Below are 23,337 nucleotides of genomic sequence, written 5' to 3' on the forward strand. Positions count from 1 at the left end.
GCGGAGCCGGATAGCATCTGGCTCCGATGGACACCGAAGCACAGCCGACGGAACGCGACCGTTCCTCCCACCCGGATTCCCCGGGCCCGGAGGAGCGGTCGCGTTTCGCGTTGGCGGCGCGGATCGCCGACTGGGTGCCGGGCGGGCGGATCACCCTCACCGTGCTGGTCTGCCTGGTCTTTTTGCTGCTCCTCAACGCGTTCGTGGTGCAACCGTTCCAGATTCCGAGCGGATCCATGGAACAGGGGTTGAGGATCGGGGACCGCGTTCTCGTAAATAAGTTGGCATACCGTTTCGGTTCCCGGCCGCGCCGCGGCGATGTGATCGTGTTCGACGGCACCGGGTACTTCGGGGACGCCGACTACATCAAGCGCGTCGTCGGTGTGGGGGGAGACCATGTGGTCTGCTGCGACAAGAAGGGGAGGATCGAGGTGAACGGCCGCGCGGTCGACGAGTCGTCGTTCCTCTATCCCGGGGACAGCCCCTCCAGCGTCCCCTTCGACGTCGTCGTGCCCGCCGGCCGCCTGTTCGTCCTCGGCGACCACCGCAGCGACTCCAGCGACTCCCGCGACCACCTCGGCTCGCCCGGCGGCGGCATGATCCCGGTCGGCGACGTCATCGGCCGCGCCGACTGGATCCTGTGGCCGTCCGGCCACTTCAGGCACCTGACGCGTCCCGGCGCCTACGCGCGCGTGCCGGCGGCCTTCGCGGAGGGCGCCCATGGGTAACCGCGGCAAACCGCGCGGGGTGCCCGGCAGCCCCGCCGACAACCTGCTGCCCACCGGCGCGCGCCGCGCCTCCGCGCCGGGCGGCGGCCGCACGCGCGCGGAGCGGCGGAAACTCCAGCGCAAGGTCAAACGCAAGCGCAGGCGTTCGGCCGTTCGGGAGATCCCTCTTCTGGTCGGGGTCGCCGTCCTCATAGCGCTCGTCCTGAAGACCTTCCTGGTCCAGGCGTTCGTGATCCCGTCCGGCTCGATGGAGCAGACGATCCGGATCGGTGACCGGGTCCTGGTCGACAAGCTCACCCCGTGGTTCGGCGCCAAGCCGCAGCGCGGGGACGTCGTCGTCTTCCACGACCCGGGCGGCTGGCTGGCCGACGAGCAGACGGCCAAGAAGCACGACCCGGTCGTCGTCAAGCAGCTCAAGGAAGGCCTCACCTTCATCGGCCTGCTGCCCTCCGACAACGAGAAGGACCTGATCAAACGGGTGATCGGCGTCGGCGGCGACCATGTGAAGTGCTGCGACAAGCAGGGCCGCGTCACCGTCAACGGCGTACCGCTCACCGAGGGCGGCTACATCTACCCGGGTGACGCCCCGTCGGCCCAGCCCTTCGACATCACCGTCCCCAAGGGCCGGCTGTGGGTCATGGGCGACCACCGGGGCAACTCCGCGGACTCCCGGTTCCACCAGGACACGCCGTACGGCGGCACGGTGGCCGAGAGCTCCGTGGTCGGCCGGGCCGTCGCCATCGGCTGGCCGATCGGCCACTGGACACGCCTCCAAGAACCTAAAACCTTCGCAAGCGTCGGCCACTCCGGGTCGGGTGCGACGGCTGGTCCCCGACTGTCGCATAGGGTTGCCTCCGAGAATCCGAACGGAACGACCCAGCTCCCGACCCCTGCGGAACTCCCGCTCGTTATGGGAGTGGTGGGCCTGCGCCGTATGCGGCGCGGGCGGCGGAGCAGAGTAAGGAGTTGGCGTGGGGGATGTGGCGGTTGGCGCACGGTCGGGGCACGACGGCGAAGAGCACCGCGGGCACCCCGTGGGCGAGAACGTCCCCGTGCCGGACGGCGCCATGACCTCCGGGAATGACGCGGCGGGCGACGAGGGCGCGCCGCGGGACGGACAGCGGCCGAGCACCGGGAGCGCGGGCGCGGGCGAGTCGGCCGACGGGCCGAGGAAGCCCCGCTCCTTCTGGAAGGAGCTGCCGATCCTCGTCGTGATCGCGCTGGTGCTGGCGCTGCTGATCAAGACCTTCCTGGTGCAGGCGTTCTCGATCCCGTCGGCCTCGATGCAGAACACCCTTCAGGTGGGTGACCGCGTCCTGGTGGACAAGCTCACCCCGTGGTTCGGCTCCAAGCCGGAGCGCGGCGAGGTCGTGGTCTTCCACGACCCGGACAACTGGCTGGCGGGCGAGCCGGCGCCGCACCCGAACCCCGTGCAGAAGGTCCTCAGCTGGATCGGGCTGATGCCGTCCGCGGACGAGAAGGACCTCATCAAGCGCGTGATCGGCGTCGGCGGCGACACGGTCCAGTGCAAGGGCACCGGCCCGCTGCTGGTCAACGGCCGCGCCCTGAACGAGCAGTCGTACGTGTACGCCGGCAACACGCCCTGCACGGACGACGAGCTGGGCGGCCAGTTCAAGGTGACGGTCCCCAAGGGCTACATCTGGGTGATGGGCGACCACCGGCAGAACTCCCGGGACTCGCGCTACAACCAGTCGGACAAGCACCACGGCATGGTTCCGGTCAAGGACGTCGTGGGCCGCGCGATCGTCAAGGCCTGGCCGATCAACCACTGGGGCACCCTGCCCGTCCCGGACACCTTCGACCAGCCCGGCATCAACCAGCAGTACGCGACCCCGGCCGCCCTGACGGTGGCCCCGCAGGGCGTGGCCGTCGCGGCGGTGCTGCCGGTCGTGGTGTGGCGGCGGCGCAAGGCGGCCAAGGCCGAGCGCGGCTGACCGGCCGAGCGGACGGCGCCCCGGACCTCGGGTCCGGGGCGGATCGGGCTCCGGTGGACGGTCCGCCGGACGGAGTGACCCGGGTGGGTGGGCAAGCCGCCGTACCGCCGGGTAGGGTCCGGGTCCATGAGTGGTGAGAGCAGGCAAGGGCTCGGACAACGGCTGTCCGGGGTGGCGGTTGCACTGGGTCTGGTGCTGTTCCTCGGCGGGTTCGCCTGGGCGGCGGTGACCTATCGGCCGTACACCGTGCCCACCAGCTCCATGACGCCCACGATCGACGCCGGCGACCGGGTGCTGGCGCAGAAGGTCGACGGCGGCGAGGTGCGGCGCGGTGACGTCGTCGTCTTCGAGGACAAGAGCTGGGTCACCAACGCCAAGGTGGTCAAGCGGGTGGTCGCGGTCGGCGGCGACACCGTCTCCTGCTGCACCGACGGCAAGCTGACCGTCGACGGCAAGCAGATCGACGAGCCCTATCTGCCCAAGGGCACCCTGGCCGAGATCAAGAACTTCCCCACGGTGACCGTGCCCAAGGGCCGGCTGTTCCTCCTCGGCGACGAGCGCCAGGGATCGCTGGACTCCACGGCCCATCTGACCGACGCGGCCAAGGGCACGGTCTCCCGGGACGCCGTGACCGCCCGCGTGGACGCCGTCATCTGGCCCTGGAAGGGCTCGCTCAAGCGCCCCACCGGCTTCGAGCCCCTCGGCGCCCTCTCCCAGCCGGGCCCGCTGTCCACGATCGAGCTGCTGATCGTCGCCGGCGCCGTCCTGGTGCTGGCCGGCGGAGCCTACGGCCCCATCGCCAAGCGCACGGGCCGCTCCCGCGCCCGAACCGCCCGCCCGGAGGCGGCAGGTGTCCGCTGACACCGCCCCGACCGGCGCGGAGCCGTACCGGGGCGGCCTGCGCAAGGTGGCCCGGGTGGTCCTCCTCGACCCGCAGGACCGCATCCTCCTGCTGCACGGCCACGAACCGGACGATCCGGCCGACGACTGGTGGTTCACCCCGGGCGGCGGTCTGGAGGGCGCCGAGACGCGCGAGGAGGCCGCGCTGCGGGAACTCGCCGAGGAGACCGGCATCACCGACGTCGCCCTCGGCCCGGTGCTGTGGCGGCGCGTGTGCTCCTTCCCGTTCGCCGGCCGCCGCTGGGACCAGGACGAGTGGTACTACCTGGCCCGTACGACGCAGACGGCCACCGCCGCGCAGGCGCTGACGGAGCTCGAGCGGCGCAGTGTCGCCGGAGCGCGCTGGTGGACGTGCCAGGAACTGACCCGGGCACATGAGACGGTGTATCCGACCAGACTCGCCGAGCTGCTGCGCACGCTGCTCGACGAAGGTCCCCCGGCCAGTCCTGTGACCCTCGATACGGAAATCGTCTGAGGGTCCGTCTGACTGGCGCACAATGGGGGGATCGCACGGCTGAAGGGGAACATGCCATGAGCGCCGAGGACCTCGAGAAGTACGAGACCGAGATGGAGCTGAAGCTCTACCGGGAGTACCGAGATGTCGTCGGTCTGTTCAAATACGTGATCGAGACCGAGCGGCGTTTCTACCTCACCAACGACTACGAGATGCAGGTGCACTCGGTGCAGGGCGAGGTGTTCTTCGAGGTGTCGATGGCGGATGCCTGGGTGTGGGACATGTACCGGCCGGCGCGCTTCGTGAAGCAGGTCAGGGTCCTCACGTTCAAGGACGTGAACATCGAGGAGCTGAACAAGAGCGATCTCGAGCTTCCGGGCGGCTGAGCGGGACTGCTGTGACTCGTGTGGGTGACAAGGTTGTCCACAACCGCTGAGTAACCCACCAAGATCAACATCTGTCGGGCGGATGCGTGACCGTTGGCGCCGGAGGTGGTGCCGACATGAACGCACGAGAGGCACTGGGCAGGTACGGCGAGGACCTGGCCGCCCGGCGGCTCGCCGAGGCCGGGATGACGATCCTGGAGCGCAACTGGCGCAGCGGCCGGTCCGGCGAGATCGACATCGTGGCCCGGGACGGGAACACGCTGGTCATCTGCGAGGTGAAGACCCGCAGGGGCGGCGGCTACGAACACCCGATGGCCGCCGTGACCCCCGAGAAGGCGGCCCGGCTGCGGGAACTGGCCGAGCACTGGATCCACGCCCACGGAGGCGCTCCACCGGGCGGCGTCCGCGTCGACCTGATCGGCGTCCTGCTGCCCCGCCGGGGCGCCCCGTCCGTGGAGCACGCGCGGGGGGTGGCCTGAATGGGCTTCGCCCGCACCTGCGCGGTCGCCCTGGTCGGCGTGGAGGGCGTCGTCGTGGAGGTCCAGGCCGACCTGGAACCCGGCGTCGCCGCGTTCACCCTGGTAGGCCTCCCGGACAAAAGCCTCACGGAAAGCCGCGACCGGGTACGGGCGGCGGTGGTGAACTCGGGCGGCGAATGGCCGCAGAAGAAGCTCACCGTCGGTCTCAGCCCGGCGTCGGTGCCCAAAGCGGGCTCCGGCTTCGACCTCGCCGTCGCCTGCGCGGTGCTCGGCGCCGCCGAACGGATCGATCCGCGTGTCCTCGCGGACATCGTCATGATCGGGGAGCTGGGCCTGGACGGCCGGGTCCGGCCGGTCCGCGGCATCCTGCCGGCCGTCCTCGCCGCCGCCGACGCCGGTTACGAACAAGTCGTCGTACCCGAGTGCGCCGCCGCCGAGGCCTCCCTGGTCCCGGGCGTCTCGGTGCTCGGCGTGCGGAGCCTGCGGCAGCTCGTCGCGGTCCTCACCGAGGAGCCCGTCCCCGAGGAGGAACGCGACGAGCAGGGCCGCCCCGACCCCCTTCTGGCCGGCCTGCGCGTGCCGGGCACCGGCGCGGCCACCGGCATGCACAGCGTCGGCGCCGCACAGCACGAGCCGGATCACGACCTAGCGGACGTCGTGGGCCAGACCTCGGCGCGTACGGCCGTGGAGGTCGCCGCCGCCGGAGGGCACCACCTGCTGCTCGAGGGGCCGCCCGGAGCGGGCAAGACCATGCTCGCCGAGCGGTTGCCCGCCGTCCTCCCCCGGCTCACCAGGGAGGAATCGCTCGAGGTCACCGCGGTGCACTCGGTGGCCGGACTGCTCCCGCCGGGCAAGCCGCTCATCGACGTGGCCCCCTACTGCGCCCCGCACCACTCGGCCACGATGCAGTCCCTGGTCGGCGGCGGCCCCGGCATCGCACGGCCCGGGGCGGTCTCCCTCGCCCATCGCGGCGTGCTGTTCCTGGACGAGGCGCCCGAGTTCCACAGCCAGACTCTGGACGCCCTGCGGCAGCCGCTGGAGTCGGGGCACGTCGTGATCGCGCGCAGCGCCGGCGTCGTCCGGTTCCCGGCGCGCTTCCTCATGGTGCTGGCGGCCAACCCCTGCCCCTGCGGACGCTTCTCACAGCGCGACTCCCTGTGCGAATGCCCGCCGTCGGTGATCCGCCGGTACCAGTCCCGGCTCTCCGGCCCGCTGCTGGACCGGGTGGATCTGCGCGTCGAGGTCGATCCGGTCACCCGGGCCCAGCTCACCGAACCCGACGCCCGGGGCGAGTCCACCGCGACCGTGGCCGAGCGGGTACGGCAGGCCCGCGAGCGAGCGGCGGCCCGGCTGGCCGGAACCCCGTGGCGCACCAACAGCGAAGTGCCGGGCCGGGAGCTGCGCAGCAGGTACCATCCCGTCCCCGGCGCGATGGACGAGGCGGAGCGCAGCCTGGAGCGGGGCGTGCTCACCGCCCGAGGCATCGACCGGGTGCTGCGCGTCGCCTGGACGGTCGCCGACCTCGTCGGACACGACCGCCCGGACGCGACGGACGTCGCGCTGGCCCTCCAGCTGCGCACCGGGGTCCCGCGAGGGGTGCCCATGGCCATCGGGGCGTTGATGTGAGTGCGGAGCTGCTTGCGCGGGTGTTCCTGTGCCGGGTGGTCGAGCCGGGGGACGAGGTCGGAGGGCGGTGGGTTCGGGAGTTCGGGGTGCAGGAGGTGGTGCGGCGGCTGCGGGACGGGGGTCCGGCGCTGCCGGGGGTGAGCGACGTGCGGTGGGCCGGACTCGTCGCGCGGGCCCGGCGGGCCGAGCCCGAGCGGGATCTCGCGGTCGCGGCGGCGGCCGGGGCCCGGTTCGTGGCGCCCGGCGACGCCGAGTGGCCCGGCCAGCTCGACGACCTCGGCGACGCCCGGCCGCTCGGGCTGTGGGTGCGCGGCCGGCCCAGCCTGCGGATGTGGGCGCTGCGGTCGGTGGCCGTGGTCGGCGCGCGGGCCTGCACGGAGTACGGCACCCATGTCGCCGCCACCCTCGCCTCGGGGCTCGCCGAGCGCGGCTGGGTGGTGGTGTCGGGCGGTGCGTACGGCATCGACGGCGCCGCCCACCGCGGCGCCCTCGCCGCCCGCGGGGCCACCGTCGCCGTCCTGGCCTGCGGCGTCGACCGGCCGTACCCGCGCGGCCACGCCGCCCTGATCGGCAGGATCGCGGAACAGGGCCTGGTGGTGGGCGAGCTGCCCCCGGGCGACCATCCGACGCCCAGCCGGTTCATCCTCCGCAACCGCGTCATCGCCGCCCTGACCAGGGGCACCGTCGTCGTGGAGGCCGCCTGCCGCAGCGGCTCGCTGGCCACCGCACGGGCCGCGCAGCGCCTCGGACGGTTCACCATGGGCGTGCCGGGACCCGTCACCAGCGCCCTGTCCGCCGGTGTGCACGAACTGCTGCGCGGCGAGGCCACGCTGGTCACCGATGCCGCGGAAGTCGTCGAACTGGTGGGCGACATGGGCGAGCTGGCCCCGCCCCGGCGCGGCCCCGTGCTCCCGCGCGACCTGCTGGAACCCGCCGCACGAGCCGTCCTCGCCGCCCTGCCCGGCGACCGCGCGGCCGGCGTCGAGGAGATCGCGCTCGGCGCGTCGGCCACCCGCGACGAGGCGATCGCGAGACTGTACGAACTCCGAGCACTTGGTTACGTCGAACGACATGGCGATGGCTGGAAGTTGACACGCCAGGCGGTGATGTCGGTGCGTACCGGTCGCGGGCCGTGCTGACCGAGCGTGTTCGGCCGTCCGGGGGAACGCCCGACGCCCTTGGGGTTTCCCGGAGTTGGCGCCCAGGCCGGTCACACAGAGCGAGCCGCGCGACCCGCACCCCGGGCGGGCCGGAGCGCCCCGCGCACGGGTGGTGCCGCACTGTTCGCGCACCGCGACACCTCAGTCACGCTACGCTCACGAAGGCGCCGACACAGAACGCGCCAACTCGACACCAGACCGACAGCTCACCCGGCTACCCCACATCACCGCACACACCACCCCACGAACCCCACCCGCTCTCACTTCACAGCACTTCACGGCACTTCACGGCAGAACGGCACAAGGCGACGAATGCCCCAGCACACCTCCGGGTCCGACCGGGCGGCGATCCCCCCAGCCGCCCGCGACGGTGGCAGCGTGCGGCCGCCCGCTCCCTCGACGCTCGACGAACTGTGGCGGTCGTACAAGGCGACGGGGGACGAGCGGCTGCGGGAGCAGCTGATCCTGCACTACTCGCCGCTCGTGAAATACGTCGCGGGGCGGGTGAGCGTCGGACTGCCGCCCAACGTGGAGCAGGCCGACTTCGTCTCCTCCGGGGTGTTCGGGCTGATCGACGCGATCGAGAAGTTCGACGTCGACCGGGAGATCAAGTTCGAGACGTACGCGATCACCCGGATCCGGGGCGCGATGATCGACGAGCTGCGGGCGCTGGACTGGATCCCGCGGTCGGTGAGGCAGAAGGCGCGCAACGTCGAGCGGGCCTACGCCACGCTGGAGGCCCGGCTGCGGCGCACCCCGACCGAAACCGAGGTCGCCGCCGAGCTGGGCATGGAGGTCGAGGAACTCCATGCCGTTTTCAGCCAGTTGTCGCTGGCCAACGTGGTGGCTCTGGAGGAGCTGCTGCACGTGGGCAGCGAGGACGGCGACGGGCTGAGCTTCATGGACACGCTGGAGGACACCGCCGCGGACAACCCCGTGGAGGTGGCCGAGGACCGTGAGCTGCGCCGCTTCCTCGCGCGGGCGATCAACACACTGCCCGAGCGGGAGAAGACCGTGGTCACGCTGTACTACTACGAGGGCCTCACCCTGGCCGAGATCGGCAACGTCCTCGGGGTCACCGAGAGCCGGGTCAGCCAGATCCACACCAAGTCGGTGCTGCAGCTGAGGGCGAAGCTGGCGAGCTTCGGGCGCTGAGGCGGGCGGCACGGCGGCGCGCGGCTCCCGTTCGGGTGGGGGCGTCCGTAAAGTGGTTGACGTGCCAAGGATTCGAGCGGCCTCCGTGGCCGAGCACCGGTCGATGCAGCGAGCCGCCCTGCTGGACGCGGCTCGCTCTCTGCTGTCCGAAGGCGGGACCGAAGCGCTGACGTTCCCCGCGCTGGCCGAGCGGACGGGGCTGGCGCGGTCGTCCGTGTACGAGTACTTCCGGTCGCGGGCCGCCGTGGTCGAGGAGCTGTGCGCGGTCGACTTTCCGGTCTGGGCGGCGGAGGTGGCCGCCGCGATGGAGCGGGCCGGCACCGCCGAGGGCAAGGTCGAGGCGTACGTACGCCGGCAGCTGGCGCTGGTCGGGGACCGGCGGCACCGGGCGGTCGTCGCCATCTCGGCGAGCGAGCTGGACGCCGGGGCGCGGGAGAAGATCCGGGCGGCGCACGGCGGTCTCGTCGCGATGATCGCCGAGGCGCTCGCGGAGATGGGGCACGAGCAGCCCCGGCTGGCGGCGATGCTGCTGCAGGGGATCGTGGACGCTGCGGTGCGGCGCATCGAGCTGGGAGCCGCCGAGGACCCCTCCGCGGTGACGGACGCGGCGGTGGCCATGGCGCTGCGGGGCGTGAAGGGCTGAGGCCCGCCGGGCTACGGCAACGGCACCCCGAGCACCGGCAGCAGTCTCGGTGGCCCCCGGTGCAGCAGCCAGGGCGGCAGCAGGGACAGCGGGTTCAGGTAGGTCTTCCCCCTGAGCAGGCCCCAGTGGACGCACGCGGTGGGGCAGTGGGAGCCCGCCGGCTGCACCGCGCCCACCGCCTCGCCGGCCCGCACCTCGTCCCCCTTGTGGACCGACGGAGTCACCGGCTCGTACGTCGTGCGCAGGTCCGTACCCGTCAGGTCGACCGAGACGACCTCCCTGCCCGCCACCCGGCCCGCGAAGGACACCCGGCCCGGGGCCACCGCCCGGACCGGGGAGCCGGCCGGCGCCGACAGGTCCACGCCCCGGTGGCCGGGGCCGTACGGTGTCGCCGGCGGCTCGAAGCCGCGTAACACGAGCGGGGGCACGCCCACCGGCCAGACGCGCGCGACGCGGGGGACCGGGGCCTGAGGGGGCGGCGCGGGGGCCGGGGGCGGGGTGTCCGCCCAGGACCGGCAGGGCGCCAGGGCCGCCATCGCCAGCCCGAGGAGCAGACCCGCCGACAGCAGGACATATCGCATCGCTTCTCGCATGCGACCACCGTGCCGCACCGCCGCCGATCATGGTCGGGCCTGTGGACAACCCGCTGGTTGTGGACAGCGGCGTCACCCGGCGCCCCGGCGGTCCCGTACACTTCTTCTGGCGATCCGGGTCACCGGGTCGACTTCGCACGCCCCGACACAAGCCCTCACCGGCCGGTGTCAGCGCCTCTCGGTCCTCAGCGGCACGGCGCACGCGGGCGTCAGGCGCGGAAGCCGTCCGGCATCCGCGGCACAACCGAGAAACTCAAGGAGATACGGCCATGGCCGTCGTCACGATGCGGGAGCTGCTGGAGAGCGGCGTCCACTTCGGTCACCAGACCCGCCGTTGGAACCCGAAGATGAAGCGCTTCATCTTCACCGAGCGCAACGGCATCTACATCATCGACCTGCTCCAGTCGCTGTCGTACATCGACCGCGCCTACGAGTTCGTCAAGGAGACCGTGGCCCACGGCGGCACGGTCATGTTCGTCGGCACCAAGAAGCAGGCGCAGGAGGCCATCGCCGAGCAGGCCACCCGCGTCGGCATGCCCTACGTCAACCAGCGCTGGCTGGGCGGCATGCTCACCAACTTCTCGACCGTCTACAAGCGTCTGCAGCGCCTCAAGGAGCTCGAGCAGATCGACTTCGAGGACGTCGCCGCGTCCGGTCTGACCAAGAAGGAGCTTCTCGTGCTCTCGCGCGAGAAGGCCAAGCTGGAGAAGACCCTCGGTGGTATCCGCGAGATGCAGAAGGTGCCGAGCGCCGTCTGGATCGTGGACACCAAGAAGGAGCACATCGCCGTCGGCGAGGCCCGGAAGCTGAACATCCCGGTCGTCGCGATCCTCGACACCAACTGCGACCCCGACGAGGTCGACTACAAGATCCCGGGCAACGACGACGCGATCCGCTCCGTCACCCTGCTCACCCGCGTGATCGCCGACGCCGTCGCCGAGGGCCTCATCTCCCGCTCTCGCGTCGCCACCGGTGACAAGGGCGAGAAGGCCGCGGGCGAGCCGCTCGCCGAGTGGGAGCGCGACCTGCTCGAGGGTGAGAAGAAGGCCGACGAGGCCGAGAAGCCGGCCGAGGCCGCCGCCGAGGCTCCGGCTGCCGAGACCCCGGCCGCCGAGGCTCCGGCCGCCGAGACCCCGGCTGCCGAGGCTCCGGCCGCCGAGGCCGAGCAGGCCTGACGCCGGTCCGTCAGCGTTCGACGGCGGGGGCGGTGCTGCGTCACGGCGCCTTTGGCGCGGTGAAGTCCGCCCCCGCTGTTCACCCGCAGGTCGGCACGACGTACGCGTTCCGCGACTACATGTGGAGCGCAACCGCGCGGATCTGAAGATCTTCCAGACTTCGAGAAAGACTCACAGACTCATGGCGAACTACACCGCCGCCGACGTCAAGAAGCTCCGTGAGCTGACCGGCGCCGGCATGATGGACTGCAAGAAGGCGCTGGACGAGGCCGAGGGCAACGTCGACAAGGCCGTCGAGGCGCTGCGCATCAAGGGCCAGAAGGGCGTCGCCAAGCGCGAGGGCCGCTCCGCCGAGAACGGCGCCGTGGTCTCCATCATCGCCGACGACAACTCCTCCGGCGTCCTGGTCGAGCTGAAGTGCGAGACGGACTTCGTCGCCAAGGGCGACAAGTTCCAGGCCGTGGCCAAGGCCATCGCCGAGCACGTCGCCAAGACGAACCCGGCCGACCTCGAGGCCCTGCTCGCCTCCGAGATCGAGCCCGGCAAGACCGTCCAGGCGTTCGTGGACGAGGCCAACGCCAACCTCGGCGAGAAGATCGTCCTGGACCGCTTCGCGCAGTTCTCCGACGGCTACGTCACCGCCTACATGCACCGCACCATGCCCGACCTGCCCCCGCAGATCGGTGTCCTGGTCGAGTTCGACAAGCCGAACGCCGAGGTCGCCAAGGGCATCGCCCAGCACATCGCCGCCTTCGCGCCGAAGTACCTGGCCAAGGAGGACGTGCCGGCCGACGTCGTCGAGTCCGAGCGCCGTATCGCCGAGGAGACCACCCGCGCCGAGGGCAAGCCCGAGGCCGCGATCGCCAAGATCGTCGAGGGTCGCCTCAACGGCTTCTTCAAGGACGCCACGCTGCTCGGCCAGCCGTACGCGCTCGACAACAAGAAGTCGGTCCAGAAGGTGCTGGACGAGGCCGGTGTCACCCTGAAGCGCTTCTCGCGCATCAAGGTCGGCATCTGAGTCCGTACCGCGATCGACGCGCGACCCTGAGGGAAATCTCGGTAGGGTCGACAGCAGTCGTCCGCGCACACCGCCACACCCAGGCACGTGGCGGACGGCAGCAGATCTGACGAGGAGGCCATTGCCGCGCATGGGAGCGAAAAGCGACCCCACCGGCAATGGCCTTCTTCGTATGTGCAACACGTGAAAGAGGCGGGATCTCCCATGACCACCAAGGCCCAGAAGAGCGACGACGGCAAAGTACGCGGCCGGTATCTGCTGAAGCTGTCCGGAGAGGCCTTCTCCGGCGGCGGGGGCCTGGGCGTGGACCCGGACGTGGTGCACAAGATCGCCCGTGAGATCGCGGCCGTCGTCCGGGACGGCGCCCAGATCGCGGTCGTCATCGGCGGCGGCAACTTCTTCCGCGGCGCCGAGCTGCAGCAGCGCGGCATGGACCGGGCCCGCTCCGACTACATGGGCATGCTCGGCACGGTCATGAACTGCCTCGCCCTCCAGGACTTCCTGGAGAAGGAGGGCATCGACAGCCGGGTGCAGACCGCCATCACCATGGGCCAGGTCGCCGAGCCGTACATCCCGCTGCGCGCCGTGCGCCACCTGGAGAAGGGCCGCGTGGTCATCTTCGGCGCCGGTATGGGCATGCCGTACTTCTCCACCGACACCACCGCCGCCCAGCGCGCCCTGGAGATCGACGCCGAGGCGCTGCTCATGGGCAAGAACGGCGTGGACGGGGTCTACGACTCCGACCCCAAGGCCAACCCCGACGCCGTCAAGTTCGACGCCCTCGGCTACGGCGAGGTCATCACCCGCGACCTCAAGGTCGCCGACGCCACCGCCATCACGCTGTGCCGCGACAACAAGCTCCCGATCCTCGTCTTCGAACTTCTCGCGGAGGGCAATATCGCCCGGGCCGTCAAGGGTGAGAAGATCGGCACGCTGGTGGGTGAACACGGCAGCCGGGACTGACCCGGGATCAACCCGGCCGGTGGTGCGCGGCCCCGCGAGGGGCCTGACCCTGGCCGGGGGATGGACAATGTCCTGCCGGTCGGGAACCGTGCAGGAAGAAGACGCGACGCAGCCGGCCGCCGCCCCGACTCAGGAACAGCAGCCGGGCCTTACTCAAGACACGCAGGAGCAAGTGGTGATCGAAGAGACCCTCCTCGAGGCCGAGGAGAAGATGGAGAAGGCCGTCGTGGTCGCCAAGGAGGACTTCGCCGCGATCCGCACCGGTCGTGCGCACCCGGCGATGTTCAACAAGATCGTGGCCGACTACTACGGTGCCCCGACGCCGATCAACCAGCTGGCCTCGTTCTCCGTGCCGGAGCCGCGCATGGCGGTCGTGACCCCGTTCGACAAGAGCGCGCTGCGCAACATCGAGCAGGCGATCCGCGACTCCGACCTGGGCGTCAACCCCAGCAACGACGGCAACATCATCCGTGTGGTGTTCCCCGAGCTGACCGAGGAGCGCCGCCGCGAGTACATCAAGGTCGCCAAGAGCAAGGGCGAGGACGCCAAGGTCTCGATCCGCTCCGTGCGCCGCAAGGCCAAGGACGCCATCGACAAGCTGATCAAGGACGGCGAGGTCGGCGAGGACGAGGGCCGCCGTGCGGAGAAGGAGCTGGACGACACCACGGCGAAGTACGTCGCCCAGGTGGACGAGCTTCTGAAGCACAAGGAAGCGGAGCTGCTCGAAGTCTGATGAGCGACTCTTCCTGGAGGGTGCCGCCCACGGCGGGCCGGGCCGGGTACTGGGGGGCCGCCGAGGGCGGGCCGGCCCAGCCTGCCCCGGGGGCCGTCCCGGCGGGTCCCGCGTACGATGCGCCCGAGGCGCAGCACACCCGCCCCATGCCCCTCGTGCCCGACGAGCCCGCGTACGGATCGGACCCCGCGTACGGATCGGACCAGGACGGCGACCTGGGGGCCGCCCGGCAGAGCGGCCCCTCGTTCCAGGAATTCCGCGGCGCGTTCCGCCCCGAGTCCCCGCAGGGCCGGGCACTCCCGGCCGAGAACCAGAATCCGGAGCCCATGCCCGACGCCCACCAGCCGGCCCCAGCGCCGCAGAAGAAGAGCGCGGGCCGTGACCTGAGCGCGGCCATAGGGGTCGGGGTCGGGCTCGGGGTGGTGATCGTCGCCTCGCTGTTCGTCTACAAGGCCGTGTTCGTCGGGGTGATCGCGGTCGCGGTCGTCGTCGGCCTGTGGGAGCTGACCAGCAGGCTGCGCGAGCGCAAGGAGATCAAGGCCCCGCTGGTGCCGCTCGCGGTGGGCGGTGCGGCGATGGTGGTCGCCGGGTACGTCAGCGGCGCCGAGGGCGCGTGGGTCGCCATGGCGCTGACGGCGCTGGCGACCCTGGTGTGGCGGATGACCGAGCCGCCGGAGGGCTATCTGAAGGACGTCACGGCGGGCGTCTTCGCGGCGTTCTACGTGCCGTTCCTGGCCACGTTCGTCGCCATGATGCTGACCGCGGACGACGGCCCCTGGCGGGTGCTGACCTTCCTCCTCCTCACGGTCGTCAGCGACACCGGCGCGTACGCGGTCGGCTGGCGCTTCGGCAAGCACAAGCTGGCCCCGCGCATCAGCCCCGGCAAGACCCGCGAGGGGCTGGTGGGCGCGGTGACCTTCGCGATGGTCGCCGGCGCGCTGTGCATGCAGTTCCTGATCCACCACGGCACCTGGTGGCAGGGCCTGGTGCTGGGCCTCGCGGTCGCGGCCAGCGCCACCCTGGGCGACCTCGGCGAGTCCATGATCAAGCGCGACCTGGGTATCAAGGACATGGGCACCCTGCTCCCGGGCCACGGCGGCATCATGGACCGCCTGGACTCCCTGCTGCCCACGGCCCCGGTGGTGTGGCTGCTGCTGGTGGTGTTCGTCGGTTCGGCGTGAGCCGTCGTACGCCGGGATACGTACGGCCCCGTCCTCCGCGGAGGACGGGGCCGTTCACGTGTGTCCGGCACAGTCTCACGTGGCCCGGATGGCGGCGATGTCGAACTGGAGGCGGACCTTCTCGCTCACCATGGCCCCGCCCTGGGCCAGCCGGGCGTCGTAGGTCAGGCCCCAGTCCGAGCGGTTGATCGTCGTGGTGCCGTCGAAGCCGACGCGCTCGTCCCCGAACACGTCGGTGACATGGCCGATGTAGGTGAGGTCCAGGTCGACGGGCCGGGTGGTGCCCTTGATCGTCAGGTCGCCGGTCATGCGGTAGACGTCCGCGTCCACGAGCCGTACGGCGGTGCTCGTGAAGGTCATCCGCGGGTGCGCCCCGGAGTCCAGGAACTGCCGCCCGATCACATGCGCGTCGCGCTGCTCGACACCGGTGTCGACGCTGGCGGTGTAGAGCACGATGTCGGCGCGGGAGCGCGTGGGCTGACGGCCGTCGAAGTAGAGGCGGCTCTCGTACTCGGTGAACGCGCCCCGCACCGTCGTCACCATCGCGTGCCGCACGGAGAACCCGATCCTGCTGTGCGCGGGATCGATCAGCCACTCGCCGGTCAGATGCGCCAGCTCGGGGTCGGGCAGAACGGCGGTGGCACCGGCCCGCGGGGCGACGGTCGCCACGGGGGCGGCAGACGGCTGTGCACGCCGCTGGAAGGAATTGCGGCCGAAAAGGTTCATGGCTCGTGGTTACGCCAGGGCAGGGTGCCGGACAAGACCCGACCAGGAAACCCGACCGTTCCCCGGCAGAACTTCACGCCGCGCAGCAACGGCGACCGTCCCGTGCCGATTCCGGTGACCACGACAAGGGGCCAGAAAAGGCACTGAAGATGCCCAATGCCCGATTAAAGGTATTGACGCCATGACTGAGGCATATGACCATAACGAAACCCCGAGCGCCGAATCCTCGCCCCGTGGACCGCGCGGCGCTCCCGTCTCGGCCCTGAGGAGGGCGGCAATGAAGACGTTCCGAAGGCGCATGCCGGGCAAGAAATCGGCGGTGGCGGCGATGGTCCTGGGGGCGACCCTCTTGATCACCCCGACCGCGACCGCCGTCACCGACAGCCCGAAGCCCCAGACCCCGGCCCTCGACCGCTGCGTCCACAGCATGGGCCCGGCCGGCCGCTACTTCTACCCGGGCTACGCCAACGTCCCCTGCCTGTAACTGGACGGCAGCCCCGCACCGGTCTCACGACCCGAAGACCACTTGCAGAACGACGCCGATGACCGCCAGCCCGGGGAGGGCGGCGACCGCCAGACACAACCAGGAAGCCGCCTTCGCCGGCCGCGTTCCGTGCTCCCGCAGAACCAGGAAAGCCAGCAACGCCACACCGGCCACGACACCGGAATAGAAAAGCGCGGCCATGGCTCACCCCCATTCTGCGAGACTGTATCCCGGCGGTTGCCGCTCGCGCGCCCGCTGCGTCCAGCACCCGCAAGGCAGGCTTCCACTCCTGGATGCCAAGCCCCGGCTGCGCTCCGCTCCGCCGGGCGCGCTTCCCGGCTCCGCTCCGCGCGCCGCTCCTGCCTTCGGCCCGCTCCGCGCGGGCTGCGCCGACGCGCACCGACGCGTGGGTAAGCAGGCGGACATGAGTCGATCACCCGTAGAGCGCGGCCATGGTCAGAACAGAGCCTCTTGATCACGCCGGTGCGTTCGAGTCCGGGCAGACGCCGCTGGCAGCGGGACACGCTGATGCGGGCGTGCCTGCAGTGTGGTGACACCGGCGCCGCCCAGCAGCAGCGGCACGAGCTCGGCCGACTCGCGAACAAGGCACTGATCGGCGCAGTGCTCAGGGCCTGGGGCGGCGGCTGCAAGCGTTGGACAGCCCGGCGCCTGAGGGAAAGGCTGGATGGGCGAGGGCCGCGCCCTCGTCCTGGCTGGTGGTGGCTCGCTCAGGCGGAGCCTTGGCACCCAACCCCCCTCACGTCGGAGGAGCGCTGATGACACCCACCTTCGACGCGGTCGTGATCGGGTCCGGCGTGAACGGCTTGGTTGCCGCTGCCCAGCTGGCCAAGAGCGGCTGGTCGGTGGCCCTCATAGAAGGAAGCGACCGGCTGGGCGGCTTCATCGCCACCGAGGAGCGGACTCTGCCTGGATACCTGCACGACACGTACTCCTCGTGGCACCCGCTGTTCGTGTCCGGCGGGGCCTACGCCGCCCTCGGTGAGGACCTGCACCGTCACGGTTTGGAGTATCGCAACACCGACGGACTGATCACGGGCACCGTCACCGACGAAGGGCGCGTGGTCCTCGCCCACCGCGACCCCGCGGCCACCGCCGAGATGTTCGGCCACTCCGAGGACCGAACCGCCTACCTCACCCTGCTGCAGAGGTTCCTCGACAACGCCGACGCACTGGGCGGCATCCTGGGCGGTGAACCACGCTCGCCCCGTGTGCTCCGGCATGTGGTGAAACTGCTGCGCCGCGAGCGCTTCAGCGGCGCCGAGGAGTGGTTGCGGGCCACCATGACCAGCGGCCGCTCCTACTGCCGCGGCGCCTTCCGCGGCGACGAGCCTGATGTGCTGTGGATCCCCTGGCTGCTGCACGCCGGACTGTCTCCTGACCACGCCTTGGGCGGTCTGACGCTGCCTGTCATGGCCACGACCCTGCACGGTTTCGGCATGCCCGTGGTGGCGGGCGGCGCCCAGAACTTCGTCCGCGCCTTCGAGGCACTGCTCGACGAGCTCGGGGTGCACGTCTCCACGGGGCAGTCGGCGGAGCGGCTGCTTATCACAGGCGGCCGGGTCATGGGCGTGGCCACCGACGGCGAAACCATCCGGGCCCGCCACGCCGTCCTGGTCTCGGTAACCCCGACCGCGCTGTACGGCGAGCTTCTGCCACAGGACGCGCCCGTCCCGCCCGCCATCCGCGACGAGGCCCTGCGCTTCCGGTACGGACGCGCTGCGATGCAGCTCCACGTCGCCCTCTCCGCCCCGCTCGGCTGGCGCGATGCGCGCCTGGCCGGCATACCGCTGGTCCATCTCAGCGACGGGTCCGCGAGCACCGCGATCGCGTGCGCGGAGGCCGAGGCGGGGCTGCTGCCGCGCAGGCCCACACTGGTCGTCGGCCAGCAGTATGTCCTGGACCCTTCACGCGTGCCCGACGGCGCCGCCACCTTGTGGACCCAGCTCCAGGAACGGCCCTACAAGCCGAGCGGCGACGCGGCGGGCGAACTGGACGCCCACGGCCACTGGACGAAGGAGCTGACCGAGGGATACGTCCAACGGGTCCTGGCCAGGATCGCGCTTCACGCGCCCGACCTGCCGGAGAAGCTGCTCGCCTGGGACGCCGTCACACCGTCGGACCTGATGGCGCACAATCGGAACGCGGTCAACGGCGACCCCTACGGCGGCTCGACCGAACTCGACCAGGCCCTGCTGTGGCGCCCCCTACCGGGCGCGGCCCGGCACGCCACACCTGTACCCGGCTTGTGGCACATCGGCGCCTCGACCCACCCCGGCCCCGGCCTCGGCGCCGGGTCGGGGCACCTCGTGGCCCAGCACCTCATCCGCGGCAGGCGCCGGAGCAGCCGCCGCTGACCCGCGGTGAGGTGGGCATCTGCCCGGTCACCCAGTCGGGATGACCCGCTCAGCGTCCCACCCCCGCTGACGGATCCCGGCTACCAGGGAAATCGATGCCGGACACTGCACAGGACGCCAGCAAGCCGCACACCCGGCCCTCGGGCCGCTGGAAGGAACTCCTGCGATGTTCACGCAGGCCAGGAAAACCGCTGCCACGGAGGGGCGGACTGCGCACGTCGCGCCCGCGCTCCCCCCGGGTGCCTCCCACCAGTAGAACGGAAGCCGCCGCCCACTTTTGCCGTGTCCCTTGCTCATCCCCGACAGCACCCCTGCCACGCGCCGCGCCGGATCACTCTCGTTCGGCCCGCCCAGGGCCAGCATCAATGGGCGGCAACCGTCGCGGCCCTGCCTCTGGAGGGCTCAGTTCACCGGAGAGGTCATCGGTCGCCGGCGCTTCGGGGTTTTCATACGTAGCACCCATGACAGTCGTAGCGAGCGACAGCCGTGCCCCAGGCCACCCAAGTGGATCTGCGACACTGGTACCACCATGCCCAAGCCCGGAGAACTCACTTTCGTCGTGCCGCGCGGTGCCAAGACGCCGCCGCGGCATCTTGCCGATCTCACGCCCGCGGAGCGCAAGGACGCGGTGGCCGAGATCGGTGAGAAGCCGTTTCGTGCCAAGCAGCTCGCGCAGCACTACTTCGCGCGGTACGCGCACGACCCCGAGCAGTGGACGGACATCCCCGCCGGCTCGCGGGACAAGCTGCGCGAGGCGCTGTTCCCGGAGCTGATGACCGTCGTCCGGCATCTGTCGACCGACCAGGGGGCCACCCGCAAGACGCTGTGGCGGCTGTTCGACGGGACCCTCGTGGAGTCCGTGCTGATGCGGTACCCGGACCGGGTCACCATGTGCATCAGCTCGCAGGCCGGGTGTGGCATGAACTGCCCGTTCTGTGCGACCGGGCAGGCGGGTCTCGACCGGAATCTGTCCACCGCCGAGATCGTCCACCAGATCGTGGACGGGATGCGGGCGCTGCGGGACGGGGAAGTGCCCGGGGGCCCTGCCCGGCTCTCCAACATCGTGTTCATGGGCATGGGTGAGCCGCTCGCCAACTACAAGCGGGTCGTGGGCGCGATCCGGGCGCTCACCGACCCCGCCCCGGACGGGCTCGGGCTCTCGCAGCGCGGGATCACCGTGTCCACCGTCGGGCTGGTGCCGGCCATCCACCGGTTCGCCGACGAGGGCTTCAAGTGCCGGCTCGCGATCTCCCTGCACGCCCCCGACGACGAGCTGCGCGACACCCTCGTCCCCGTCAACACCCGCTGGAAGGTGCGCGAGGTGCTGGACGCCGGGTTCGAGTACGTCGAGAAGTCCGGGCGCCGGCTGTCGATCGAGTACGCGCTCATCCGCGACATCAACGATCAGGCCTGGCGGGGCGACCGGCTCGGGCGGCTACTCAAGGGCCGGCCCGTGCACGTCAACCTCATCCCGCTGAACCCGACGCCGGGCTCGAAGTGGACCGCCTCGCGGCCCGAGGACGAGAAGGCCTTCGTGGAGGCCATCGCCGCCCACGGTGTGCCGGTCACCGTCCGGGACACCCGGGGACAGGAGATCGACGGGGCCTGTGGTCAGCTGGCGGCCACCGAGCGGTAATCTGGCCACCGTCCCATCACATCTTCATATTCCGACAGGGGAGCGCCACAGCGCTGAGAGTGCGGCGGACAGGGCCGCAGACCCTCTGAACCTCGCCCAGGTCATTCTGGGTAGGAAGTTCGGTCATCACTCAAGCTGTTGCGCCCTGCCCGGATTCCCCGGGTGGGGCCGCGTCTCTTCCTGGCCAACCCCAGGAGGACAACCAGTGCAGAACAAGACCCTCGTGGCCGTCGCGGTCGGCCTCGGCCTCATCGGTCTGTCCGCGTGCGGCTCGACGCACGCCAAGAGCGCCGCCGACTCCAAGACCGTGACCCTGGTCAGCCACGACTCGTGGGCCGTGTCCAAGAACGTGCTCGCCGACTTCGAGAAGAAGACCGGGTACAAGGTCAAGGTCCTCAAGGACGGCGACGCCGGGCAGGCCGTCAACAAGGCGATCCTGACCAAGGACAACCCGCAGGGCGACGTCTTCTTCGGCATCGACAACACCCTGCTCTCCCGCGCCCTCGACAACGGCCTCTTCCAGCCGTACACCGCCAAGGGCCTGGACAAGGTCGGCGCCCCGTACCAGCTCGACAAGGACAAGCACCGGGTCACGCCCGTCGACTACGGCGACATCTGCGTCAACTACGACAAGAAGTACTTCGCCGATCACCACCTCACCCCGCCGCAGTCCTTCGCCGACCTCGCCAAGCCCCAGTACAAGAACCTCCTCGTCACCGAGAACGCCGCCACCTCCTCGCCCGGCCTCGGCTTCCTGCTCGGCAGCGCCGCGCAGTTCGGCGACGACAACTGGCAGGGGTACTGGAAGAAGCTCAAGGCCAACGGCGTGAAGGTCGTCGACGGCTGGGAGCAGGCCTACTACCAGGAGTTCTCCGGCTCCTCGGAGGGGAAGAAGGCCGGCGGCGACCGGCCGCTCGTCGTGTCGTACGCCTCCTCGCCGCCCGCCGAGGTGATCTACGCCAAGAAGCGCCCCAGCACCGCCCCGACCGGGGTGTCGTACGGCACCTGCTTCCGGCAGATCGAGTTCGCCGGGCTGCTGAGCAACGCGCAGAACCCCAAGGGCGCCAAGGCGTTCATCGACTTCCTGGTCTCCAAGGAGTTCCAGGAGGACATGCCGCTGAACATGTTCGTCTACCCGGTGGTGCAGGGCGCCAAGGTGCCCGCCGAGTTCACCGAGTACGGCAAGGCCGCCCAGCACCCCGAGACCATGGCCTCCGGCAAAATCGCCGCCAACCGTGACCAGTGGGTCAAGTCGTGGACCTCGCTCGTACTGAAGTAGCCGGGCCCCGGCGGAGGTACGCGGCGCGGCTGGGGCTGATGGCCCTGCCCGTCGCGTTCTTCGCGCTGTTCTTCGCCTGGCCCGTCGCCGCGATCGTCGCGCGCGGGCTGAAGGCGGACGGCGCCTGGCGGTGGGGGCGGCTCGCGGACGTGGTGACGCAGTCGGACATCCGCCACGTGCTGTGGTTCACCACCTGGCAGGCGCTCGCCTCCACCGCGCTCACCCTGCTGCTCGCGCTGCCCGCCGCCTACGTCTTCGCCCGCCTCGACTTCCCGGGCCGGCAGGTGCTGCGGGCCGTGGTCACCGTGCCGTTCGTGCTGCCGACCGTCGTCGCCGGCAGCGCGTTCCTCGCCCTCGTCGGGCACGGCGGGCTGCTCGACGACCTGTGGGGCGTACGGCTGGACACCACGGTCTGGGCCATCCTGCTGGCCCACGTCTTCTTCAACTACGCGGTCGTCGTACGGACCGTGGGCGGGCTGTGGTCCCAGCTCGACCCCCGGCAGGAGGAGGCCGCCCGCATGCTGGGCGCCTCGCCGCTCGGCGCCTGGCGCAAGGTCACCCTCCCCGCGCTCGCGCCCGCCGTGGCCGCCGCCGCGCTGATGGTGTTCCTGTTCTGCTTCACCTCCTTCGGCATCGTCCAGATCCTCGGCGGCCCCACCTTCTCCACCCTCGAAGTGGAGATCTACCGGCAGACCTCCGAGGTCTTCGACCTGTCCACGGCCGCCGTCCTCACCCTCGTCCAGTTCGCCGCCGTCGGCGCGATCCTCGCCGTGCACGCCTGGACCGTACGGCGCCGGGAGACCGCCCTGCGGCTGGTGGACCCGGCGGTGACCGCCCGCCGGCCGCGCGGCGCCGGGCAGTGGGCGCTGCTCGCCCTCGTCCTCGGCACCGTCGTCCTGCTCCTGGTGCTGCCCCTCGGCGTCCTCGTCCAGCGCTCCCTCGACGCGCCGGGCTTCGGCTACTACCGGGCGCTCACCGACGCCGACGGCGGTACGTTCCTGGTGGCGCCGGTCCACGCGGTGTGGACGTCCCTCCAGTACGCCGTCGCCGCCACGGCCATCGCGGTGGTGATCGGCGCTCTCGCCGCCGCCGCGCTCGCCCGGCGGGACGCCGGACGCCTGGTGCGGGGCTTCGACGCGCTGCTGATGCTGCCGCTCGGCGTCTCCGCCGTGACCGTCGGCTTCGGCTTCCTGATCGCCCTCGACAAGCCGCCGCTGGACCTGCGCCAGTCCTGGATCCTGGTGCCGCTCGCCCAGGCGCTGGTCGGCGCCCCCTTCGTCGTACGGACCATGCTGCCCGTGCTGCGCGCGGTGGACGTACGGCTGCGGGAGGCCGCCGCTGTGCTCGGGGCCTCGTCCTGGCGGGTGTGGCGCGAGGTGGACCTGCCGATGGTGCGCAGGGCGCTGCTGGTCGCGGCCGGGTTCGCGTTCGCCGTCTCGCTCGGCGAGTTCGGCGCGACCGTGTTCATCGCCCGGCCCGACAACCCGACGCTCCCGGTCGCCGTGGCCCGGCTGCTCAGCCGCCCCGGCGACCTCAACTACGGCCAGGCGATGGCCCTTTCGACCATCCTCATGGTGGTGTGCGCCGCCGCGCTGCTGCTCCTGGAGCGGCTGCGCACCGACCGGACGGGGGAGTTCTAGATGCCGCCGACCGGACGCGTGGCCGCCGCCTGGACAGGTGAGTTCCCG

General features: G+C 71.1%; 25 protein-coding genes and 1 riboswitch. Of the genes, 21 read left to right on the forward strand and 4 right to left on the reverse strand.

What is annotated here, in order from left to right; translation table 11 throughout:
* The first annotated feature begins 26 nt into the window (after positions 1–26).
* The 11 genes from lepB (AB0950_RS20405) to AB0950_RS20455 all read left to right on the forward strand — a co-directional run bounded on the left by lepB (AB0950_RS20405) (position 27) and on the right by AB0950_RS20455 (position 9,486).
* The gene (gene lepB, locus AB0950_RS20405) at positions 27–728 is read left to right on the forward strand and encodes a signal peptidase I (RefSeq protein WP_360152563.1); all 702 of its coding nucleotides are present in this window, start codon (positions 27–29) and stop codon (positions 726–728) included.
* A complete protein-coding gene (gene lepB / locus AB0950_RS20410) occupies positions 721–1,812 on the forward strand; it encodes a signal peptidase I (RefSeq protein ID WP_360152566.1) in 1,092 nt (363 codons plus the stop codon). Before lepB (AB0950_RS20405) ends, lepB (AB0950_RS20410) begins: the two co-directional genes overlap by 8 nt.
* Entirely contained in the window at positions 1,700–2,683 is a 984-nt protein-coding gene (lepB, locus tag AB0950_RS20415; protein ID WP_360152569.1) for a signal peptidase I, read from the forward strand. The genes lepB (AB0950_RS20410) and lepB (AB0950_RS20415) overlap by 113 nt, the downstream gene beginning before the upstream one ends.
* 126 nt (positions 2,684–2,809) lie before the next feature.
* Positions 2,810–3,544, forward strand: coding sequence for a signal peptidase I (lepB, locus tag AB0950_RS20420; protein WP_366779124.1), 735 nt, complete (start codon positions 2,810–2,812; stop codon positions 3,542–3,544).
* On the forward strand, positions 3,534–4,058 hold the full coding sequence (locus tag AB0950_RS20425; RefSeq protein WP_360152575.1) for an NUDIX hydrolase: 525 nt from the start codon (positions 3,534–3,536) through the stop codon (positions 4,056–4,058). Before lepB (AB0950_RS20420) ends, AB0950_RS20425 begins: the two co-directional genes overlap by 11 nt.
* Positions 4,059–4,114: 56 nt before the next feature.
* Positions 4,115–4,423: a DUF2469 domain-containing protein gene (locus tag AB0950_RS20430; protein ID WP_003965949.1), complete on the forward strand. Its 309-nt coding sequence runs from the start codon at positions 4,115–4,117 to the stop codon at positions 4,421–4,423.
* A 116-nt stretch (positions 4,424–4,539) separates the two neighbouring features.
* A complete protein-coding gene (locus AB0950_RS20435) occupies positions 4,540–4,902 on the forward strand; it encodes a YraN family protein (protein WP_360152578.1) in 363 nt (120 codons plus the stop codon).
* Positions 4,903–6,528: a YifB family Mg chelatase-like AAA ATPase gene (locus AB0950_RS20440; protein WP_366779125.1), complete on the forward strand. Its 1,626-nt coding sequence runs from the start codon at positions 4,903–4,905 to the stop codon at positions 6,526–6,528. It begins immediately after the preceding gene.
* On the forward strand, positions 6,525–7,667 hold the full coding sequence (dprA, locus tag AB0950_RS20445; protein WP_366779126.1) for a DNA-processing protein DprA: 1,143 nt from the start codon (positions 6,525–6,527) through the stop codon (positions 7,665–7,667). The genes AB0950_RS20440 and dprA overlap by 4 nt, the downstream gene beginning before the upstream one ends.
* 333 nt (positions 7,668–8,000) lie before the next feature.
* Positions 8,001–8,843, forward strand: a complete 843-nt coding sequence (gene whiG / locus AB0950_RS20450) for an RNA polymerase sigma factor WhiG (protein WP_330337563.1) — start codon at positions 8,001–8,003, stop codon at positions 8,841–8,843.
* Between the two features lie 85 nt (positions 8,844–8,928).
* Complete coding sequence (locus AB0950_RS20455) at positions 8,929–9,486, forward strand: helix-turn-helix domain-containing protein (RefSeq protein WP_360152939.1); 558 nt, start codon at positions 8,929–8,931, stop codon at positions 9,484–9,486.
* Between the two features lie 11 nt (positions 9,487–9,497).
* On the opposite strand, the gene AB0950_RS20460 is transcribed toward AB0950_RS20455, so the two are convergent.
* Complete coding sequence (locus AB0950_RS20460) at positions 9,498–10,079, reverse strand: M23 family metallopeptidase (protein ID WP_366779127.1); 582 nt, start codon at positions 10,077–10,079, stop codon at positions 9,498–9,500.
* A gap of 269 nt (positions 10,080–10,348) precedes the next feature.
* Between AB0950_RS20460 and rpsB the strand changes: the two genes are divergently transcribed.
* The 5 genes from rpsB to AB0950_RS20485 all read left to right on the forward strand — a co-directional run bounded on the left by rpsB (position 10,349) and on the right by AB0950_RS20485 (position 15,149).
* On the forward strand, positions 10,349–11,254 hold the full coding sequence (gene rpsB, locus AB0950_RS20465; protein ID WP_360152591.1) for a 30S ribosomal protein S2: 906 nt from the start codon (positions 10,349–10,351) through the stop codon (positions 11,252–11,254).
* Between the two features lie 181 nt (positions 11,255–11,435).
* Positions 11,436–12,272, forward strand: a complete 837-nt coding sequence (gene tsf, locus AB0950_RS20470) for a translation elongation factor Ts (RefSeq protein WP_360152594.1) — start codon at positions 11,436–11,438, stop codon at positions 12,270–12,272.
* A 204-nt stretch (positions 12,273–12,476) separates the two neighbouring features.
* Positions 12,477–13,235: a UMP kinase gene (gene pyrH / locus AB0950_RS20475; RefSeq protein WP_360152597.1), complete on the forward strand. Its 759-nt coding sequence runs from the start codon at positions 12,477–12,479 to the stop codon at positions 13,233–13,235.
* A 175-nt stretch (positions 13,236–13,410) separates the two neighbouring features.
* Positions 13,411–13,968: a ribosome recycling factor gene (frr, locus tag AB0950_RS20480; protein WP_031120910.1), complete on the forward strand. Its 558-nt coding sequence runs from the start codon at positions 13,411–13,413 to the stop codon at positions 13,966–13,968.
* Complete coding sequence (locus AB0950_RS20485) at positions 13,968–15,149, forward strand: phosphatidate cytidylyltransferase (protein ID WP_366779128.1); 1,182 nt, start codon at positions 13,968–13,970, stop codon at positions 15,147–15,149. The genes frr and AB0950_RS20485 overlap by 1 nt, the downstream gene beginning before the upstream one ends.
* Before the next feature lie 75 nt (positions 15,150–15,224).
* On the opposite strand, the gene AB0950_RS20490 is transcribed toward AB0950_RS20485, so the two are convergent.
* Positions 15,225–15,875 carry a YceI family protein gene (locus tag AB0950_RS20490; protein WP_360152604.1) on the reverse strand — a complete coding sequence of 217 codons (651 nt, stop codon included), beginning with the start codon at positions 15,873–15,875 and terminating at the stop codon, positions 15,225–15,227.
* 277 nt (positions 15,876–16,152) lie between these two features.
* On the opposite strand from AB0950_RS20490, the gene AB0950_RS20495 reads away from it, so the two are divergent.
* Complete coding sequence (locus AB0950_RS20495; RefSeq protein WP_360152607.1) at positions 16,153–16,359, forward strand: hypothetical protein; 207 nt, start codon at positions 16,153–16,155, stop codon at positions 16,357–16,359.
* Positions 16,360–16,383: 24 nt separating this feature from the next.
* Here the strand turns inward: AB0950_RS20495 and AB0950_RS20500 are convergent, their stop codons facing one another.
* Complete coding sequence (locus AB0950_RS20500; protein WP_360152610.1) at positions 16,384–16,560, reverse strand: hypothetical protein; 177 nt, start codon at positions 16,558–16,560, stop codon at positions 16,384–16,386.
* Positions 16,561–17,135: 575 nt separating this feature from the next.
* On the opposite strand from AB0950_RS20500, the gene AB0950_RS20505 reads away from it, so the two are divergent.
* A complete protein-coding gene (locus AB0950_RS20505) occupies positions 17,136–18,734 on the forward strand; it encodes an NAD(P)/FAD-dependent oxidoreductase (protein WP_366779129.1) in 1,599 nt (532 codons plus the stop codon).
* 27 nt (positions 18,735–18,761) lie between these two features.
* Here AB0950_RS20505 and AB0950_RS20510 read toward each other — a convergent pair whose 3' ends face one another.
* Complete coding sequence (locus tag AB0950_RS20510) at positions 18,762–19,097, reverse strand: DUF6416 domain-containing protein (RefSeq protein ID WP_366779130.1); 336 nt, start codon at positions 19,095–19,097, stop codon at positions 18,762–18,764.
* Positions 19,098–19,263: 166 nt separating this feature from the next.
* On the opposite strand from AB0950_RS20510, the gene rlmN reads away from it, so the two are divergent.
* The 3 genes from rlmN to AB0950_RS20525 all read left to right on the forward strand — a co-directional run bounded on the left by rlmN (position 19,264) and on the right by AB0950_RS20525 (position 23,289).
* Positions 19,264–20,370, forward strand: coding sequence for a 23S rRNA (adenine(2503)-C(2))-methyltransferase RlmN (gene rlmN, locus AB0950_RS20515; protein ID WP_360152619.1), 1,107 nt, complete (start codon positions 19,264–19,266; stop codon positions 20,368–20,370).
* A gap of 26 nt (positions 20,371–20,396) precedes the next feature.
* Positions 20,397–20,505, forward strand: a riboswitch (TPP riboswitch).
* Between the two features lie 70 nt (positions 20,506–20,575).
* Positions 20,576–21,649: a thiamine ABC transporter substrate-binding protein gene (locus AB0950_RS20520; protein WP_366779131.1), complete on the forward strand. Its 1,074-nt coding sequence runs from the start codon at positions 20,576–20,578 to the stop codon at positions 21,647–21,649.
* 38 nt (positions 21,650–21,687) lie between these two features.
* On the forward strand, positions 21,688–23,289 hold the full coding sequence (locus AB0950_RS20525) for an iron ABC transporter permease (RefSeq protein WP_366779132.1): 1,602 nt from the start codon (positions 21,688–21,690) through the stop codon (positions 23,287–23,289).
* Positions 23,290–23,337 lie beyond the last annotated feature (48 nt).

It is taken from the genome of Streptomyces sp. NPDC007189 (assembly GCF_040703635.1).
Classification (GTDB): domain Bacteria; phylum Actinomycetota; class Actinomycetes; order Streptomycetales; family Streptomycetaceae; genus Streptomyces.

Coding starts and splice junctions, on each gene's coding strand:
- lepB (WP_360152563.1), top strand. CDS start 27: ATGGACACCGAAGCACAGCCGACGGAACGCGACCGTTCCTCCCACCCG.
- lepB (WP_360152566.1), top strand. CDS start 721: ATGGGTAACCGCGGCAAACCGCGCGGGGTGCCCGGCAGCCCCGCCGAC.
- lepB (WP_366779124.1), top strand. CDS start 2,810: ATGAGTGGTGAGAGCAGGCAAGGGCTCGGACAACGGCTGTCCGGGGTG.
- AB0950_RS20430 (WP_003965949.1), top strand. CDS start 4,115: ATGAGCGCCGAGGACCTCGAGAAGTACGAGACCGAGATGGAGCTGAAG.
- AB0950_RS20435 (WP_360152578.1), top strand. CDS start 4,540: ATGAACGCACGAGAGGCACTGGGCAGGTACGGCGAGGACCTGGCCGCC.
- AB0950_RS20440 (WP_366779125.1), top strand. CDS start 4,903: ATGGGCTTCGCCCGCACCTGCGCGGTCGCCCTGGTCGGCGTGGAGGGC.
- whiG (WP_330337563.1), top strand. CDS start 8,001: ATGCCCCAGCACACCTCCGGGTCCGACCGGGCGGCGATCCCCCCAGCC.
- AB0950_RS20460 (WP_366779127.1), bottom strand. CDS start 10,079: ATGCGAGAAGCGATGCGATATGTCCTGCTGTCGGCGGGTCTGCTCCTC.
- rpsB (WP_360152591.1), top strand. CDS start 10,349: ATGGCCGTCGTCACGATGCGGGAGCTGCTGGAGAGCGGCGTCCACTTC.
- tsf (WP_360152594.1), top strand. CDS start 11,436: ATGGCGAACTACACCGCCGCCGACGTCAAGAAGCTCCGTGAGCTGACC.
- pyrH (WP_360152597.1), top strand. CDS start 12,477: ATGACCACCAAGGCCCAGAAGAGCGACGACGGCAAAGTACGCGGCCGG.
- AB0950_RS20485 (WP_366779128.1), top strand. CDS start 13,968: ATGAGCGACTCTTCCTGGAGGGTGCCGCCCACGGCGGGCCGGGCCGGG.
- AB0950_RS20490 (WP_360152604.1), bottom strand. CDS start 15,875: ATGAACCTTTTCGGCCGCAATTCCTTCCAGCGGCGTGCACAGCCGTCT.
- AB0950_RS20495 (WP_360152607.1), top strand. CDS start 16,153: ATGAAGACGTTCCGAAGGCGCATGCCGGGCAAGAAATCGGCGGTGGCG.
- AB0950_RS20500 (WP_360152610.1), bottom strand. CDS start 16,560: ATGGCCGCGCTTTTCTATTCCGGTGTCGTGGCCGGTGTGGCGTTGCTG.
- AB0950_RS20505 (WP_366779129.1), top strand. CDS start 17,136: ATGACACCCACCTTCGACGCGGTCGTGATCGGGTCCGGCGTGAACGGC.
- AB0950_RS20510 (WP_366779130.1), bottom strand. CDS start 19,097: ATGCTGGCCCTGGGCGGGCCGAACGAGAGTGATCCGGCGCGGCGCGTG.
- rlmN (WP_360152619.1), top strand. CDS start 19,264: ATGCCCAAGCCCGGAGAACTCACTTTCGTCGTGCCGCGCGGTGCCAAG.
- AB0950_RS20525 (WP_366779132.1), top strand. CDS start 21,688: ATGGCCCTGCCCGTCGCGTTCTTCGCGCTGTTCTTCGCCTGGCCCGTC.